The sequence below is a fragment of the Micromonospora trifolii genome, from assembly GCF_022229005.1.
Lineage (GTDB): Bacteria > Actinomycetota > Actinomycetes > Mycobacteriales > Micromonosporaceae > Micromonospora > Micromonospora trifolii.
In genome coordinates, this window is the sequence record NZ_JAKKFD010000015.1 from 106,586 (window position 1) to 120,045 (window position 13,460).

At 72.1% G+C, this 13,460-nt stretch carries 15 protein-coding genes; 6 read left to right on the plus strand and 9 right to left on the minus strand.

Annotated elements, in window-relative coordinates; genetic code table 11:
* A complete protein-coding gene (locus NIE79_RS10540; protein ID WP_504893474.1) occupies window positions 1–840 on the minus strand; it encodes a DUF72 domain-containing protein in 840 nt (279 codons plus the stop codon).
* Between the two features lie 100 nt (window positions 841–940).
* Here NIE79_RS10540 and NIE79_RS10545 point away from each other — a divergent pair, with 100 nt between their 5' ends.
* Window positions 941–1,951 (plus strand): glycosyltransferase, encoded by a 1,011-nt coding sequence (locus NIE79_RS10545; protein WP_238678364.1) that lies wholly within the window; start codon window positions 941–943, stop codon window positions 1,949–1,951.
* Window positions 1,952–2,012: 61 nt separating this feature from the next.
* Window positions 2,013–2,741, plus strand: coding sequence for a Clp protease N-terminal domain-containing protein (locus NIE79_RS10550; protein ID WP_238678365.1), 729 nt, complete (start codon window positions 2,013–2,015; stop codon window positions 2,739–2,741).
* Between the two features lie 10 nt (window positions 2,742–2,751).
* Here the strand turns inward: NIE79_RS10550 and NIE79_RS10555 are convergent, their stop codons facing one another.
* Complete coding sequence (locus NIE79_RS10555) at window positions 2,752–3,270, minus strand: hypothetical protein (RefSeq protein WP_124855122.1); 519 nt, start codon at window positions 3,268–3,270, stop codon at window positions 2,752–2,754.
* A 146-nt stretch (window positions 3,271–3,416) separates the two neighbouring features.
* Complete coding sequence (locus NIE79_RS10560; protein WP_238678366.1) at window positions 3,417–3,608, minus strand: DNA repair protein; 192 nt, start codon at window positions 3,606–3,608, stop codon at window positions 3,417–3,419.
* A gap of 169 nt (window positions 3,609–3,777) precedes the next feature.
* Between NIE79_RS10560 and NIE79_RS10565 the strand changes: the two genes are divergently transcribed.
* A complete protein-coding gene (locus tag NIE79_RS10565; protein ID WP_238678367.1) occupies window positions 3,778–4,440 on the plus strand; it encodes a GNAT family N-acetyltransferase in 663 nt (220 codons plus the stop codon).
* 329 nt (window positions 4,441–4,769) lie between these two features.
* Here the strand turns inward: NIE79_RS10565 and NIE79_RS10570 are convergent, their stop codons facing one another.
* The 4 genes from NIE79_RS10570 to NIE79_RS10585 all read right to left on the minus strand — a co-directional run bounded on the left by NIE79_RS10570 (window position 4,770) and on the right by NIE79_RS10585 (window position 8,082).
* Window positions 4,770–5,468, minus strand: a complete 699-nt coding sequence (locus tag NIE79_RS10570; protein WP_238678368.1) for a TetR/AcrR family transcriptional regulator — start codon at window positions 5,466–5,468, stop codon at window positions 4,770–4,772.
* Window positions 5,431–5,925, minus strand: a complete 495-nt coding sequence (locus NIE79_RS10575) for a thiol-disulfide oxidoreductase DCC family protein (RefSeq protein ID WP_238678369.1) — start codon at window positions 5,923–5,925, stop codon at window positions 5,431–5,433. The genes NIE79_RS10570 and NIE79_RS10575 overlap by 38 nt, the downstream gene beginning before the upstream one ends.
* Entirely contained in the window at window positions 5,922–6,491 is a 570-nt protein-coding gene (locus tag NIE79_RS10580) for a hypothetical protein (protein WP_238678370.1), read from the minus strand. Before NIE79_RS10580 ends, NIE79_RS10575 begins: the two co-directional genes overlap by 4 nt.
* A gap of 136 nt (window positions 6,492–6,627) precedes the next feature.
* Entirely contained in the window at window positions 6,628–8,082 is a 1,455-nt protein-coding gene (locus NIE79_RS10585) for a glycoside hydrolase family 3 N-terminal domain-containing protein (RefSeq protein ID WP_238678371.1), read from the minus strand.
* Between the two features lie 170 nt (window positions 8,083–8,252).
* Here NIE79_RS10585 and NIE79_RS10590 point away from each other — a divergent pair, with 170 nt between their 5' ends.
* Entirely contained in the window at window positions 8,253–9,428 is a 1,176-nt protein-coding gene (locus tag NIE79_RS10590) for an ROK family transcriptional regulator (protein ID WP_238678372.1), read from the plus strand.
* A 125-nt stretch (window positions 9,429–9,553) separates the two neighbouring features.
* Here the strand turns inward: NIE79_RS10590 and NIE79_RS10595 are convergent, their stop codons facing one another.
* On the minus strand, window positions 9,554–10,564 hold the full coding sequence (locus tag NIE79_RS10595) for an ABC transporter permease subunit (protein ID WP_238678373.1): 1,011 nt from the start codon (window positions 10,562–10,564) through the stop codon (window positions 9,554–9,556).
* Window positions 10,561–11,559, minus strand: coding sequence for an ABC transporter ATP-binding protein (locus NIE79_RS10600; protein WP_238678374.1), 999 nt, complete (start codon window positions 11,557–11,559; stop codon window positions 10,561–10,563). The genes NIE79_RS10595 and NIE79_RS10600 overlap by 4 nt, the downstream gene beginning before the upstream one ends.
* A gap of 131 nt (window positions 11,560–11,690) precedes the next feature.
* On the opposite strand from NIE79_RS10600, the gene NIE79_RS10605 reads away from it, so the two are divergent.
* Window positions 11,691–12,533, plus strand: coding sequence for an ABC transporter ATP-binding protein (locus tag NIE79_RS10605; protein ID WP_238678375.1), 843 nt, complete (start codon window positions 11,691–11,693; stop codon window positions 12,531–12,533).
* Window positions 12,534–12,556: 23 nt separating this feature from the next.
* Window positions 12,557–13,453, plus strand: coding sequence for a ribokinase (locus tag NIE79_RS10610; RefSeq protein ID WP_238678376.1), 897 nt, complete (start codon window positions 12,557–12,559; stop codon window positions 13,451–13,453).
* Window positions 13,454–13,460 lie beyond the last annotated feature (7 nt).

Genomic DNA, 13,460 nt, shown 5'->3' on the forward strand with positions numbered 1-13,460 from the left:
TCAGAACAGCGTCAGCGGCTCGACCGGGATCGGCTCGGGCAACGCGTCGAGCCCGGGTACGCGTGCTCGTACCTCGTCATGGAACCGGCGGGCGAGCGCCGGCGCGTCGGCGTTGTCCGGGGTGTGGATGAACATGGTCGGCGAGCGCCCCTCGCGGAGCCAGGTGACTGTCACGTCGACCCAGCGCTGCCACCCCTCGACGGTGCGCGTCGAATCGTCGCGACCGAGGTAGCGGACGATCGGCCGGTCGGTCAGCGCGAGGGACCGGAGCGGCACGCGGGGCTTCTTGGTCCAGGCGTCGCGTTCCGCGTCGCTGGTCGGCGGGCTCGCGAAGAAGGCTGTCGTGTCGAAGGGGATCCACTCGGCGCGGGCGGCGGCGAGGGTCGCCCCGAGCAGTCGGGCCGCGTGGGCGTCGGTGAAGAACGCGGGATGGCGGACCTCCACCGCATACCGGTGCGACTGCGGAAGCTGTTGCAGGAAACGGCCCAGGGTCGGGACGTCGGCGGGCGCGAACGAGCCGGGCAACTGGATCCAGAGGGCGTGAGTGCGCGGGCCGAGCGGTTCGATGGCGTCCAGAAAGACGCGCAGCGGTTCGTCGACGTTGGTGAGCCGGCGTTCGTGCGTGATGACCTTGGGAAGCTTGAGGACGAACCGGAAGTCGGGACCCGTCTGGGCGGCCCACGAGGCCACTGTGTCCCGCGCCGGGGTCGCGTAGAACGTGGTGTTGCCCTCGACGGCGTCACACCAACTGGCGTAGTGCCGCAGGCGCTCGGTGGGCGGCAGCCGGTGGCCCGGCCACGACCGGTGACTCCACATCGCGCACCCCACGTGCAGACGCATGACCGCCCTCCCCGCCGGTGACCGCGCTCGACCGGAGCCCACCGTATACGGGCCGCCGGACCCGGCCGGGCCCACGGTGCGACAGGTAGGGTCCGACGCCATGCGTGTGCTGTTCGCCAGTCTTGCGTCCGTCGGCCACACCTATCCGCTGATCCCGCTGGCGATCGCCGCCCGGGACGCCGGGCACGAGGTCCACTTCGCCGCCGGGACGGAGGTGCACGCGCCGCTCGCCACGCACGGCCTGCGGCCGTTCCGGCCCGGCGACGCCTTCTACGAGGTGTACGCCGAGGATCTCGCACCGGAGTTGGCGCGGCTGCGGCCCGACCTGGTGGTGCACGAGTGGGGGCTGCCGGGGGCGGCAGTGGCAGCTCACCGCGCCGGGATTCCGGGCCTGTGGCACGGGTTCGGGCGGATGTTTCCCGAGGGCATCGGCCTGGAACCGCCCACCAGGAACACCGAGGTCGTCGGCCGGCCGCACCTGGACATCTGGCCGCCCTCGCTCCAGGACAAGGACTTCCTCGCCACGGAACGTCGGATCGAGCTGCGACCGGTCGCCTTCTCGACACCGGCCCCGTTGCCCGAGCGGGTGAGTCGTCGTACGTCCCGGCCGTTGATCTATCTGACCCTCGGCACCGCGTTCGGTACGCCGGAGTTGCTGCGTGCCGCCATCGCCGGCCTGGCGGTGCTGGACGCCGAGGTGGTGGTCGCGGCCGGCCGGGTGCCCGTCGAACAGTTGGGCGAGATCCCCGACCACGTCAGCGTTCACCAGTGGGTGTCGCAGGCGGAGTTGTTGCCGCTCGTCGATGTGGTGGTGCACCACGGGGGCAGCGGCACCACCCTCGGCGCGCTAGCGGTTGGCGTACCGCAGTTGCTGCTGCCGCAGGGCGCCGACCAGTTCGCCAACGCCGACACGCTCGCCGCCGCCGGCGTCGCGGTGCGGCTCCTTCCGGGCGAGGTGGACGCGAGCGCCATCGCCGAGCAGGCGCGCCTGCTGCTGCCGCGGCGGGGGCAGGGCGAGCAGCGCGACGCGGCCCGTCTGATCGCCGAGGAGATCGCCGGCATGCCCTCGCCCGCGGCCGTCGCTCGACTCCTGCCGGAGTACGCCGCCTGACTGGACGCCACATCGTCAACTCGGGGTTGACGACACGGGTGCGTCAACCTATGGTTGACGCATGACAGATCCTCTCCAAATGGGTAACACCGTCAAGCTCGACGACCTGATCCAGGCGATCAAGACGGCGCACACCGACGCGCTCGACCAACTCACCGACGCGGTCATCGCCGCCGACCACCTCGGCGAGGTGGCCGACCACCTGATCGGGCACTTCGTCGACCAGGCCCGGCGCTCGGGCGCCTCCTGGACCGACATCGGCCGCAGTATGGGGGTCAGCAAGCAGGCCGCCCAGAAGCGCTTCGTGCCGAAGGCGACCGACACGGCCGCGCTCGACCCCAACGCCGGCTTCGGCCGGTTCACCCCTCGCGCCCGCAACGTGGTGATGGCCTCGCAGGAGGAGGCCCGGGCCAGCGGCAACGCCGAGATCGGCCCCGAGCACCTGGTGCTGGGCCTGCTGGCCGAGCCGGACGGGCTGGCCGCCAGGGTGCTGGCCGGTCGCGGCGCCACCCCCGAGGTGGTACGGGAGGCGGTCGGCGCCGTCCTCCCGCCGAGGGTCGAGCAGGTCCCGGACCTCATCCCGTACGACGCACGCGGCAAGAAGGCGTTGGAGCTGACCTTCCGGGAGGCGCTGCGCCTCGGGCACAACTACATCGGCACCGAGCACATCCTGCTCGCCCTGCTGGAGCAGGAGGACGGCGCCGGCGTGCTCACCAACCTCGGCCTGGACAAGGCGACGGTCGAGGCCGACCTGGCCGCCGCCCTCGCCGCCGCCGTCGGAAAGAAGTGAGAACCCGGCGTCAGGGGACCTCAGGAAAGCCGTAACGCAGGGCGTGCTCCGGATCGGCCGGGTCGATCTGGCGTACGCCCGCGTCGGCGAGGCGCTTGTTGACCTCGTCGAGTTGCTCACGCACCAGGCGGGCCTCCTCCTCGGTGACCCGGCCCCGGTGTGGCTTGCCGGCGTGCTCCAGCGTGCCGTAGTCGATCTTCTCGGTGGTCTTGCGGGCCTTGGGTGGGCGGACCCGCTCGGCCGTCTTCAACAGCTGCGCCATCGGCACGTCGGTGGCCATCGCGTCGAACTCGCTGGCGGTCAACACCACCCGGCGGGGCTCGCCGCCACCGTGCCGGTCGTGGATCTCCACCACCGCGACGTCCAGCGCGGCGTCGTCGATGTTCTCCACCTCGCCCGGGGTGGCATCCAACTGCACGGGCCCGGCGACCAGGTCCGGGTGCTCCAGCACGACGACGCGGACCACCTCGTCGTCCTGCTGCAGAACCGTGCCGGTGAAGTCGGAGACGTGAATCGTCTTCTTGCCCATGCGCGGAGCTTCTCCTGTCGTAGGCCGGGATGGCGGACCACAAGAAATTACCCGACAGGTGTGCGAAAGCCGCCGCTGGACCTCCTCCGGTGTGTCGCTCCGAACGTCGGAGGCTGCACCCTCGGTGCCACCCGAGCGGCGGTGCGTCAGTGGGTGTTCAGGCGGTGCCGACCGGAGCTGCCGACGGACAGCTTGTTCAGCCCGGCCCACGACAGCGCGCCGCCGATCGTCCGCGGGTTCCGGTAGCGCGGCTGGGGCGGATTGCCTCCGACGGCCTCCGCCGCCTGCCAGAGTCGCTCGGGGTCCTGCTGGTAGTGGTCGCTCGGCTGAATCGGCATGCGTTCACCGTCCCAAACAAAGGTGTCCAGGTATGGAAATACATATGACGGTCGATTCGCACGCCTGGTTCCCGCACCCCTTTACCGCCCGGCCCTGACGTATCCTGCGCCCGGCCCTGCCGTCCGGCGTACGGTGATCGACGACGGGTCGGGTGACGGGGAGGTGCGCATGCTCGACCGGCGACTCCACCTGCACCTGGCCACCTGGCTCGGCCAGTGGCCGGCCGGGCCGGGGTTGCACGTGGTCGCCTCGCAGCGGCGGGCCGAACCGGCCTGGGACGGCCGGCTACGCCCCGCGCTCGCCGTGGACACCGGGCAGAGCGCCGTGCTCTCCGTGGCACCGGACCGCGTGGCGGCGACCCGCGCGTTGGTCAGCCGTACACCGGCTCGGTTGCTCGCCGCACTGCCGGAGACCGTCGGCCGGCCCGATTTCTGCGTACACGACGGCCTCTTCCGGTGGACCCTGGCGCCCGCGCCGCTGCCCGACGTGGGGGAGTGGACCGAGCCGACCGCCACCGGGCTGCCACCGTGGCTGCGACTCTTCGACCGGCCGGTGCTGGTGGTCCGCGACCCGGACGGCGGCTACCTGGCGGGTGCCGGGATCAAACGGCACGACGCGTACGGGCACGAGTTGGCCGTCGGTACCGTGCCGGCGGCCCAGGGGCGCGGTCTGGCCCGTCGACTGGTGGCCCAGGCGGCGCGGCGGGTGCTCGACGAGGGGGCGGTCCCCACCTACCTGCACGAGCGGGACAATCACGCCTCGGCCCGGGTCGCCGAAGCGGCCGGTTTCCCGGACCGGGGCTGGCGCGCGTACGGCGTCTATCCCCGCTGACCGGCAGAGGCCCGCGATCTTGCGCTTTCTGTCGCGACATGACGGGCATTTCACGCATCCAGGCAACCGAAACTGCAAGATCGGCGCGGGAGGGGGCGGGGGCGGGGCGGTGTGTACCGGCGCGGACCGTGGATCCCGGGCCGGATCCACGGTCCGCAACCTCCCCCCAGGCCCCGGTACCGGGTGTAGCGGCCGCGCCGTGGGCGAGCCGCTACGTGTCGATCACGCTACGTATCGAATTGGCTCGGGGCAAGGTTGAAGCTGTCGGTTCGGAGTGTCGAAAACCAGACTTGACCTGCGGCTTCGCTGGCCGGTCGGTGCCGGCCGGATCAGTGACGGAGCGTGCGAATCAGGTCGAGCACCTGTCGGGTCACCGGCCGCAGGACCCGGAGCCGGGACAGCGCCACGAGCCGGTCGACCAGTGGTACGGCCCCGTCGATCAGCTGGCGGGTCTTGGTCTGGTCCGGCGATCGGTCGTGCACCCAGTAGAGGATCACGCCCATGTACGCGAGCCAGAGCAGCTCGGGCAGCTGCGGACGCAGCTCGGCGTCGACAGTGGCGGTCGAGCCGGTCAACACCTCGCCGAAGAGGTCGATGGCCGCCTCTCGGGGGCCGGAGGACTCCGCGGAGAAGGGGCTCAACGGGGAGGTGGGCTCCGCCGCCGTCTTGAAGAAGGTCGCGGCGAACCCGTGTGAGGGCGTCAACACGTCGATCCCCGCGTGCAGCACCCCGGCGAGCCGGGGACCGAACGCCTCCTCCCGATCGAGCACGGGCTGCGCGGCGGCCCGGTGCTCGACCTGGGCCTGGGCGTAGAACTCCTGAATCAGGTGGTCCTTGGAACCGAAGTAGTAGTAGGCGTTGCCGACCGCCACGCCGGCTTCCTGCGCGATCGCCCGCATGGTGGTCTGGGCGTACCCGCGTTCGCGGAACAGCCGCATCGCGGTGTCCCGGATCAGCTGCCGGGTCTGCTCGCCTCGGGCGGTTGCTGGGTCACCCGCAGTGGTCGTCTGCGCAGGCTGCTCGGTCATCGGGCTCACCGTATCCCGCCGGTTCGTCGGTCGGCTCGGCCCGCGGGTCGCGGATCCGCTCCCGGATCGCCGAGGCGGCTGCCACCGTCTGCCGGGCGAGGGGCAGCAGGTGCGGTCGGGCCAACCGCCCGGCCGTGGATCGATGGTCGGCCAGCGCCCAGAGGCAGGCGAACCAGGCGCCGTCGCCCGCGTACACCTCGCCGGTGTCGGCGATCACGGTGAGGTCGCGCAGCGTCGCGTCGTGGTCCAGGCCGGGGATGCGCCGCCGGGCCTCGGCGGACCCGGCCGGCACGAACTCCAGGGGTACGAGCTGGGCACGGGACGACAACCAGCGGCGGGCGGCGCGGCAGAGCGGGCAGGCCGCGTCGAACAGGACGATGAACCCCCGGATCCCACCGCCGGAGTGAGCGGTGGGATCCGGGAGCCGGCCGACGCCGTCGGTCGGGGGCACTGTCATCGGGTCGGTGGGTTGTTCGTCGGGCCGACACCGGGCTGCGGACCACCGGGCTGCGGGCCACCCGGCTGGGGTCCGACCGGGTGGGCGCCGGTCTGCTGCCCTCCGCCCGGGTACGCGCCGACAAACTGCGGTCCGGCCGGGGCGGGTTGCATGGGGAGTCGGCCGATCGGGGCGATCGGGGGGTGGGTGGCGAGCTGGCGGAGACGGTTTCGGCGGTAGCGGCCGAGTGCGAAGACGTTGAAGAAGTGCAGCGCGCCGAGCACCAGCAGCACCAAGCCGATCTTGAGTGACAGTTCTTCCATGGCCTGGCTTGTCGAACGCACCGGGTCGGAGTGCTTCATCGCCACAGTGACGTAGCCGAGGTTGAGCAGATAGAAGCCGACCACGAGGAGGCTGTTGACCGCTTGCGCGAGTCGCTTCTCGGCGAACACCTCCTCCAGGAAGACGAGCCCGTTGCGGGACAGTGCTCGAGCCACCCAGATGGTCAGGCCGACGCTGACCGCGAGGTAGATCACGTACATCCAGACCTTGATGTCCATGTGGACGCCCTTCTTGAACGTGTTCAACTACCGACGTCATCAGACTAGGGCTGATATTGAACATGTTCAAGAAGTGGCGGCCAGTGACTGTGGACACTCTGGTGCGCCGCCGAGAGCGCGCCCTCCGGCCGAGCGTTTCAGCCCGGCCGGATGGCGCCGTGGCTCAGCCGGCCAGGCCGAGGACCTCGGCCGCGGCGCGACCGTTGGCGTGGCTCGCGCCGTAGGTGGTGACGAAGGCGCGGACGCCAGCGGGCCGCCACTGTGCCGGCCAGCCCATCTCCACAACTGTCACCGGATGCTGAGCCGCCAACTCGGCGATCAGCTCCGGGCCGCCGGGCAGCCGGTGCAGGTGTCGCCCGACCAGCACGATGGGGCGGTCGCCAGCCAACCCGCGCAGGGTGGCCGGGTCGGTCTCGGCGGCGATCACCCGGATCTCCGGCACCCCGTCCAGGTGCGGACCGAGGCCCCACGGAACCCGGCCCTCGGCAATCGTCGACTCGGTGTGCAGTTGCACCACCAGTGGCTGGTCCAGGCCGGTGAGCAGGCCGTCCACCCGGACCGCTCGACGCGCTGCCGAGTACCCCAGCTCGGTGTCGCCGGTGACCGGCGACCCGCCGGCGGCCCGGGTCCAGGCGGCGAGGTCGGCGGCGCGGCCGGCCGCCTCCTCGACCCGCGCCCTCGCCAGCCGGCCGTCGGCGAGCGCGTCGACGATCTCGGCGGCCACCCGCTCGACCAGTTCGGCGTCGACCTTCGCGCCGATGCAGAGCAGGTCGGCGCCCGCGCTCAGGGCCCGGACCGCGGCCGGTCCGACGCCGCCGGCGGCCACCGCGGCGCCCTTCATCTCCAGTGCGTCGGTGATGACGGTGCCGGTGAAGCCGTACTCGGTGCGCAGCAGGTCGACCAGGACGGCTCGGCTGAAGGTGGCCGGGTCGGCGCCGGTGAGCGCCGGCACCCGGATGTGCGCGGTCATCACGGCGCGCGCCCCGGCGGCGACGATGGCCGCGAACGGCGGCAGGTCCCGCTGGCGGAGCAGGCCCAGTGGAGCGTCCACCGTGGGCAGCTCGTGGTGGGAGTCGGTGACTGTGGCGCCGTGCCCGGGGAAGTGCTTGGCGCAGGCGGCCACGCCGGCGGCCTGCAACCCGGCCACGGCGGCGGCCGAGTGGGCGGCCACCCGCACCGGGTCCGCGCCGAAGGATCGGGTGCCGATGACCGGGTTGTCGTCGGCGGTGTTGACGTCGACAGTGGGGGCGAGGTTGACGGTGATGCCGAGCGCGGCCAGTTCGGCGCCGATCGACTGGTAGACCCGTCGGGTGAGGGCGACGTCGCCGATCGCCCCGAGGGCGGCGTTGCCGGGGTACGGGCTGCCGGTGGCGTGCGCCAGCCGGGTCACGTCGCCACCCTCCTCGTCGATGGCGATCAGCGCGTCCGGCCGGCCGGTGCGCAGCGCGGCGGTGCTAGCCGCCACCTGCGCGGGGTCGTGCACGTTGGTGCCGAACAGGGTGTGCCCGGCCAGCCCGTCGGCCAGCAGGTCGACCGCCCAGTCCGGCGGGACCGGTCCCGGGTACGCGGCCAGCAGCGTGCCCAGCGCGAGCCGGCGCAGTCCTGGATCCAACCCCACGTGATCTTCCCCCTTCGGTGGCCCCGCGGGTACGAAACGTCGTACCGGTGGTGGTCCTGGCCCTGCCGACTCGGCGGAGCGTCCCACCGTCGAGTGGCCGTTACGCTACGGCTACCCGTTCGCAGGTCGGTTTACAGTTAGCAAAGTTTACTAAAACTAGAGGACGTGTCATGAGTGCGACCCGGCTGCCCGGCACCCCCCGTCTGTTGCGGGCGCTCAACGACCGTGCCGCGCTGGAGCTGCTCCTCGAACGCGGCCCGTTGACCCGGGCTCGACTCGGCGAGCTGACCGGGCTGTCGAAGGTCACCGCCTCGCAGCTGGTCGAGCGGCTGGAGGAGCGCGGCCTCGTCGCGCGGGTCGGCGAGCAGGCCGGCGGGCGAGGGCCGAACGCCCAGCTCTACGCCGTCCGCCCGAGCAGCGCGCACGTGGTCGGCGTGGACGTCGGGCCGGACCGGGTGGTGGCCGCGTGCGCCGACATCACCGGTGCTGTCATCGGCCGGGTCGAGCAGTCGACCCGCGACACCGACGACCCGGTGGGCGTGGTGCACAACGCCGTCGTGCAGGCCGCGAGCAGCGCCCAGGCGCAGCTGAGCAGCGTACGACGGATCGTGCTCGGCACGCCGGGCCTGGTCGACCCCGGCACCGGCGACATCACCTTCGCCTTCAACCTGCCGCGCTGGCACAGCGGTCTGCTCGCCGCGTTGCGGGACGACCTGCACACGCCGGTGGTCTTCGAGAACGACGTCAACCTGGCCGCGGTTGCCGAGGCGCAGTCCGGCGCAGCGCAGGGGCTGTCGGACTTCGTGCTGGTCTGGGTGGGCGCCGGCGTCGGCCTGGCGATCATGCTGGGCGGGCGGTTGCACCACGGCAGCAGCGGTGCGGCCGGCGAGATCGGCTACCTGCCGGTGCCCGGCGCGCCCATCCCACGCGACGTCTCCCGTCGCGCCAAGCCGGCCTTCCAGCAGCTGATCGGTGCGGACTCGGTGCGCGCGGTGGCCCGCGAGCACGGCTACCCGGACGCCGACGCCGCCGAGGCGGTCCGCGCTGCCGTCGCGGCCGGCGCCGACGGCGGCCCGATGCTCGACGAGCTGGCCCGTCGGCTCGCGCTCGGCGTGGCCAGCACCTGCGTGGTGCTGGACCCGCCGCTGGTCGTGCTCGCCGGCGAGGTGGGCCAGGCTGGTGGTGCGGCGCTCGCCGACCGGGTGCAGCAGGAGGTCGCGGCGATCACACTGGTCCAGCCGCGAGTGGTGCCGACCGGGCTGACCGAGGAGCCCATCCTGCAAGGCGCCCTGCGCACCGCCCTGGACGCGGTGCGCGACGAGGTGTTCGGCTCCACCGTCGGCTGAGCCCGCTGCGGCGGTCATGTGAAGGAATATTTCACCGCTCGTTCGCAGGTTGCAAGCTCTTGCCGCCTGCTGGTCGGCCCGGCCACCGGGCCGCCCATCGGAGGATGGGCAGCCCGGTGAGAGCCTCAGATCAGATCGCGACGGCGGAACACGGCGAACGCCGCCGCCGTCAGCCCGCCGGTGATGGCCAGCAGCACCAGCAGCGACACCCCCCAGGTCATCGTGTAGAACCCCTCGCAGGAGAGGCCGGTGCTGCCCCGGCAGATTTGTTCGTCGTAGAACCGCGCACCGCCGTTGAGCCACGCCCCGATGTGGCTGGAGAGCATGAACAGGTCCGAGTTCGGTGCGTCGACGATCTCCAGGACCAGCCGGGCGCCCAACTCCCAGACCACCGCGTACGCGGCCAACGCGCCGAGCGCCGCCGAGGTGTGCCGACCCAGCGTGGCAATCGCGAAGCCCAGCGCGGAGGCCAGCAGCACCAGCACCAGGCCACGGCCGTGCACCGCGCCGAGCGAACTCCAGAACTCGCCGTCCAGCCGGCCCGGCAGCCCGGCGGTCTGCCCGATCACCCAGAACGTGGCGAGGTAGGCCACCGACGCCAGCAGGGACAGCACCAACACCGCGCCGAGCAGGGTGCCCAGCTTGGCCGCGAGCACCGTCGTGCGGCGCGGTCGCCAGAGCAGCAGGTTCACCACGCCGCCCGAGGTCAGGTCCGCGCCGATGTACGAGGCGCCGACCAGGAACCCGAACAGCACCAGGAACGCGATGAGGAAGTACAGCAACGGCTCCGCCTGATCGGCGAAGGTGAACACACCTGGCAGGAAGTCGGCGGGGATCGGCAGCCGGTCCTGCCGAATCGGGTCGATCGCCGAGCAGTCGCTGGGAAAGAAGTCGTCCGAGTCGCCAACGACGTCGCCGTTCTGGCGGGCCAGGCACAGCTGGTGGTTGGCCTCCAGGTCACGCCGCGCCTCGGCGGCCTGCCCCCGCGCCGAGTTCAGCTCACTGACGCTCGGTTTGTGGGAACCAACAAGCGTGGTCGCCGCCGTGACCGCGAACGCCACCACCAACAAGACGACCATGAGCTGCACGAAGCGACGCGCGGACAGTCGCTCCAACTCGGCACGCACCAGGTTCACGCGTCCACTCCCCGATCGAGGTCGATCACAGCTCCGCCCTGCGGCAGCGACGAGTCGCCGACCTGCCGGGGCACCGACGGATGCTCGTACGCGCCGGTCAGCTCCAGGAAGACGCTCTCCAGATCCGGCCGGAGCGGCGTCAGCTCGCCCACCCACAGACCCTGCTCACCGAGCACCCGGCTGACCACCGTCGGGTCGCTCACCCCGCTCACCACCAACGCTCCGCCGTCCACGACCGCCGTCAGCTCGGCCGCGTGCAGCAGCTCGACGGCCCGCTCCGGCTCGGCCACCCGGACCAGGAACTCGTGCCGGTCGTGGCCCGCCAGCACCTCGTCCACCCGACCGGTCGCGACCCGCCGCCCCTGGGAGATGATCGTGACGTGGTCGCAGATCAGCTGGATCTCGCCCAGGATGTGACTGGACACCAGCACTGTCACCCCGTTGGCCGCCAGCGACCGCATCAGATCCCGCATCTCCCGGATGCCCGCCGGGTCCAGCCCGTTCGCCGGCTCGTCCAGGATGAGCAACCGCGGGTCCTTCAACAGCGCGGACGCCACCGCGAGACGCTGCTTCATGCCCAGCGAGTAGCCCTTCACCCGCTCATCGCCCCGGTCGTGCAGGCCCACCAGATCCAGCACCTCGTCCACCCGCGAGACCGGCACACCACCCGCGTGGGCCAACAACCGCAGCGTGCGGTAGCCACTGAAGTTGCCGAAGAACTGCGGGCTCTCCACGATGGCACCGACCTGGCCCGCCACCCGGGGCAGCAGCTCCGGCGACGGTTCGCCGAGCACCGCCATCCGGCCGCTGTCGGCGCGTACCAGCCCGAGCAGGGCCCGCAGGGTCGTGGTCTTGCCCGAGCCGTTGGGGCCCAGGAAGCCGTGGACCTGGCCCGCCTCGACCAGCAGGTCGAACCCGTCCACCGCCACCCGTCGGCCGCTGCGCAGACTCTGGAAGGTCTTGCGCAGACCCTCGATCTCGATGACCGCGCTCATCCGCGCGGCTCCGTACGTCGGAGGGGCATGGGCCGTCCTTCGGGCTTGGTGATCAACGACACGGCGCTTCACCCTATGGCTGGGGCGCCGCCCATGGGGGGCACCGCGGCGCTGCGTGGTTGGATGGAGCGGTGACTGGTGACCTGATCCCCGGCGCTGCCGGCGCCGCGCCTGCCGCCGCTTTCGTGGACCCGGATCTGGTGGTCAGCCTCGACGGCGTCGGCGTACGCCGCTCTGGCACCGCCCTCCTGGAGGACCTGACCTGGCGCGTCGAACTGGACGAGCGGTGGGTGGTGCTCGGCTCCAACGGTGCCGGCAAGACCACACTGCTCAACCTCGCCGCCGGTCGGCTGCACCCCACCACGGGTGTCGCGCACGTGCTCGGCGAGCGGATCGGCCGCACCGACGTCAACGAGCTGCGCACCCGGATCGGGCTCACCACCGCCGCGATCGCCGAACGGCTGCCCGCCGACGAGCGGGTCAGCGACGTGGTGGTGACCGCCGCCTGGTCGGTGGTCGGCCGCTGGCGGGAGAACTACGACCGGGGCGACGAGGCGCGAGCGCGGGCACTGCTGAGTCAACTCGGCGTCGGTGGCCTCGCCGAACGCCGCTACGGCACCCTCTCCGAGGGTGAGCGCAAGCGGGTGCAGATCGCGCGTGCCCTGATGACCGACCCGGAGCTGCTGCTGCTCGACGAGCCCGCCGCCGGGCTCGACCTGGGTGGTCGGGAAGACCTGGTCGCCCGGCTGGCCGAGCTGGCGTACGACCCGGACGCCCCGGCGATGGTGCTGGTCACCCACCACGTCGAGGAGATCCCGCCCGGGTTCACCCACGCGCTGCTGCTGCGCGAGGGTGGGGTGGTCGCCCAGGGCCTGCTCGCCGAGACGCTGACCGGTGACAACCTCTCCAAGACCTTCGGGCTGCCACTGGTGGTCGAGCGGTCGGGCGACCGCTTCACGGCTCGCGCCGCCTGAGCGTCGGACAGGCGGAGGCGACAGTGCCGCAGACCCGGGTTGCCGTGGTGGGCAGCGCCAACATGGACCTGGTCGCGATGGCGCCCGCGCTGCCTCGTCAGGGCGAGACCATGCTCGGCACCGACTTCGTGATGGTGCCCGGCGGCAAGGGCGCCAACCAGGCCGTGGCCGCGGTCCGGGCCGGTGCCTCCTGTGTCTTCCTCGGCGCGATCGGCTCGGACGCCTTCGGCGTCACCCTCAAGGCCCGCATCACCGCGGCCGGCGTGGACACCAGTCAGCTTCGCGTGGTCTACGGCGCCTCCGGGGTGGCGCTGGTGATGGTCAACGCCCAGGGAGAGAACGCCATAATGGTCACCCCCGGCGCGAACGACTCCCTGGTCGGCCTCACCGAGGAGGAACTGACCACGATTCGTGCGGCGGACGTCCTGGTCGCCCAACTGGAGATCCCGGTGCAGACCGTGACCGCCGCCGCGGTGGCCGCCCGCGAGGCCGGCACCCGGGTCATCCTGAACGCCGCACCGGCACGGGACCTCCCACCCGAGCTGCTCGCCGCCGTGGACCTGCTCGTCGTCAACGAGGGCGAGGCGCAGACACTCGCCGGCCGAGGTCGGGAGGAGCCCCGTGCGCTGCTCGACCTGACCCCCCGGGCCGTGCTCACTCTCGGCGGTGAGGGCGCCTGGTACGTCGACCGCGACGGTGCCGAGGTGCACGTACCGGCGGTACGTGTCGACGTGGTCGACTCCACCGCCGCCGGTGACGCGTTCACCGCCGCGTTGGCCGTCGGCTGGGGCGAAGGGCGCGACGTGGTCGACGCGGTGCGCTGGGCGTCGGCGGCCGGCGCTGCCTGTGTCCGCAAGCTCGGCGCCTCGGTGGCGCTACCGCAACGGTCCGAGATCGACGAGCTGTACGTGCCGGCCTGAGCGCGTC

Coding starts and splice junctions, on each gene's coding strand:
- NIE79_RS10540 (WP_504893474.1), bottom strand. CDS start 840: ATGCGTCTGCACGTGGGGTGCGCGATGTGGAGTCACCGGTCGTGGCCG.
- NIE79_RS10545 (WP_238678364.1), top strand. CDS start 941: ATGCGTGTGCTGTTCGCCAGTCTTGCGTCCGTCGGCCACACCTATCCG.
- NIE79_RS10550 (WP_238678365.1), top strand. CDS start 2,013: ATGACAGATCCTCTCCAAATGGGTAACACCGTCAAGCTCGACGACCTG.
- NIE79_RS10555 (WP_124855122.1), bottom strand. CDS start 3,270: ATGGGCAAGAAGACGATTCACGTCTCCGACTTCACCGGCACGGTTCTG.
- NIE79_RS10560 (WP_238678366.1), bottom strand. CDS start 3,608: ATGCCGATTCAGCCGAGCGACCACTACCAGCAGGACCCCGAGCGACTC.
- NIE79_RS10565 (WP_238678367.1), top strand. CDS start 3,778: ATGCTCGACCGGCGACTCCACCTGCACCTGGCCACCTGGCTCGGCCAG.
- NIE79_RS10570 (WP_238678368.1), bottom strand. CDS start 5,468: ATGACCGAGCAGCCTGCGCAGACGACCACTGCGGGTGACCCAGCAACC.
- NIE79_RS10575 (WP_238678369.1), bottom strand. CDS start 5,925: ATGACAGTGCCCCCGACCGACGGCGTCGGCCGGCTCCCGGATCCCACC.
- NIE79_RS10590 (WP_238678372.1), top strand. CDS start 8,253: ATGAGTGCGACCCGGCTGCCCGGCACCCCCCGTCTGTTGCGGGCGCTC.
- NIE79_RS10600 (WP_238678374.1), bottom strand. CDS start 11,559: ATGAGCGCGGTCATCGAGATCGAGGGTCTGCGCAAGACCTTCCAGAGT.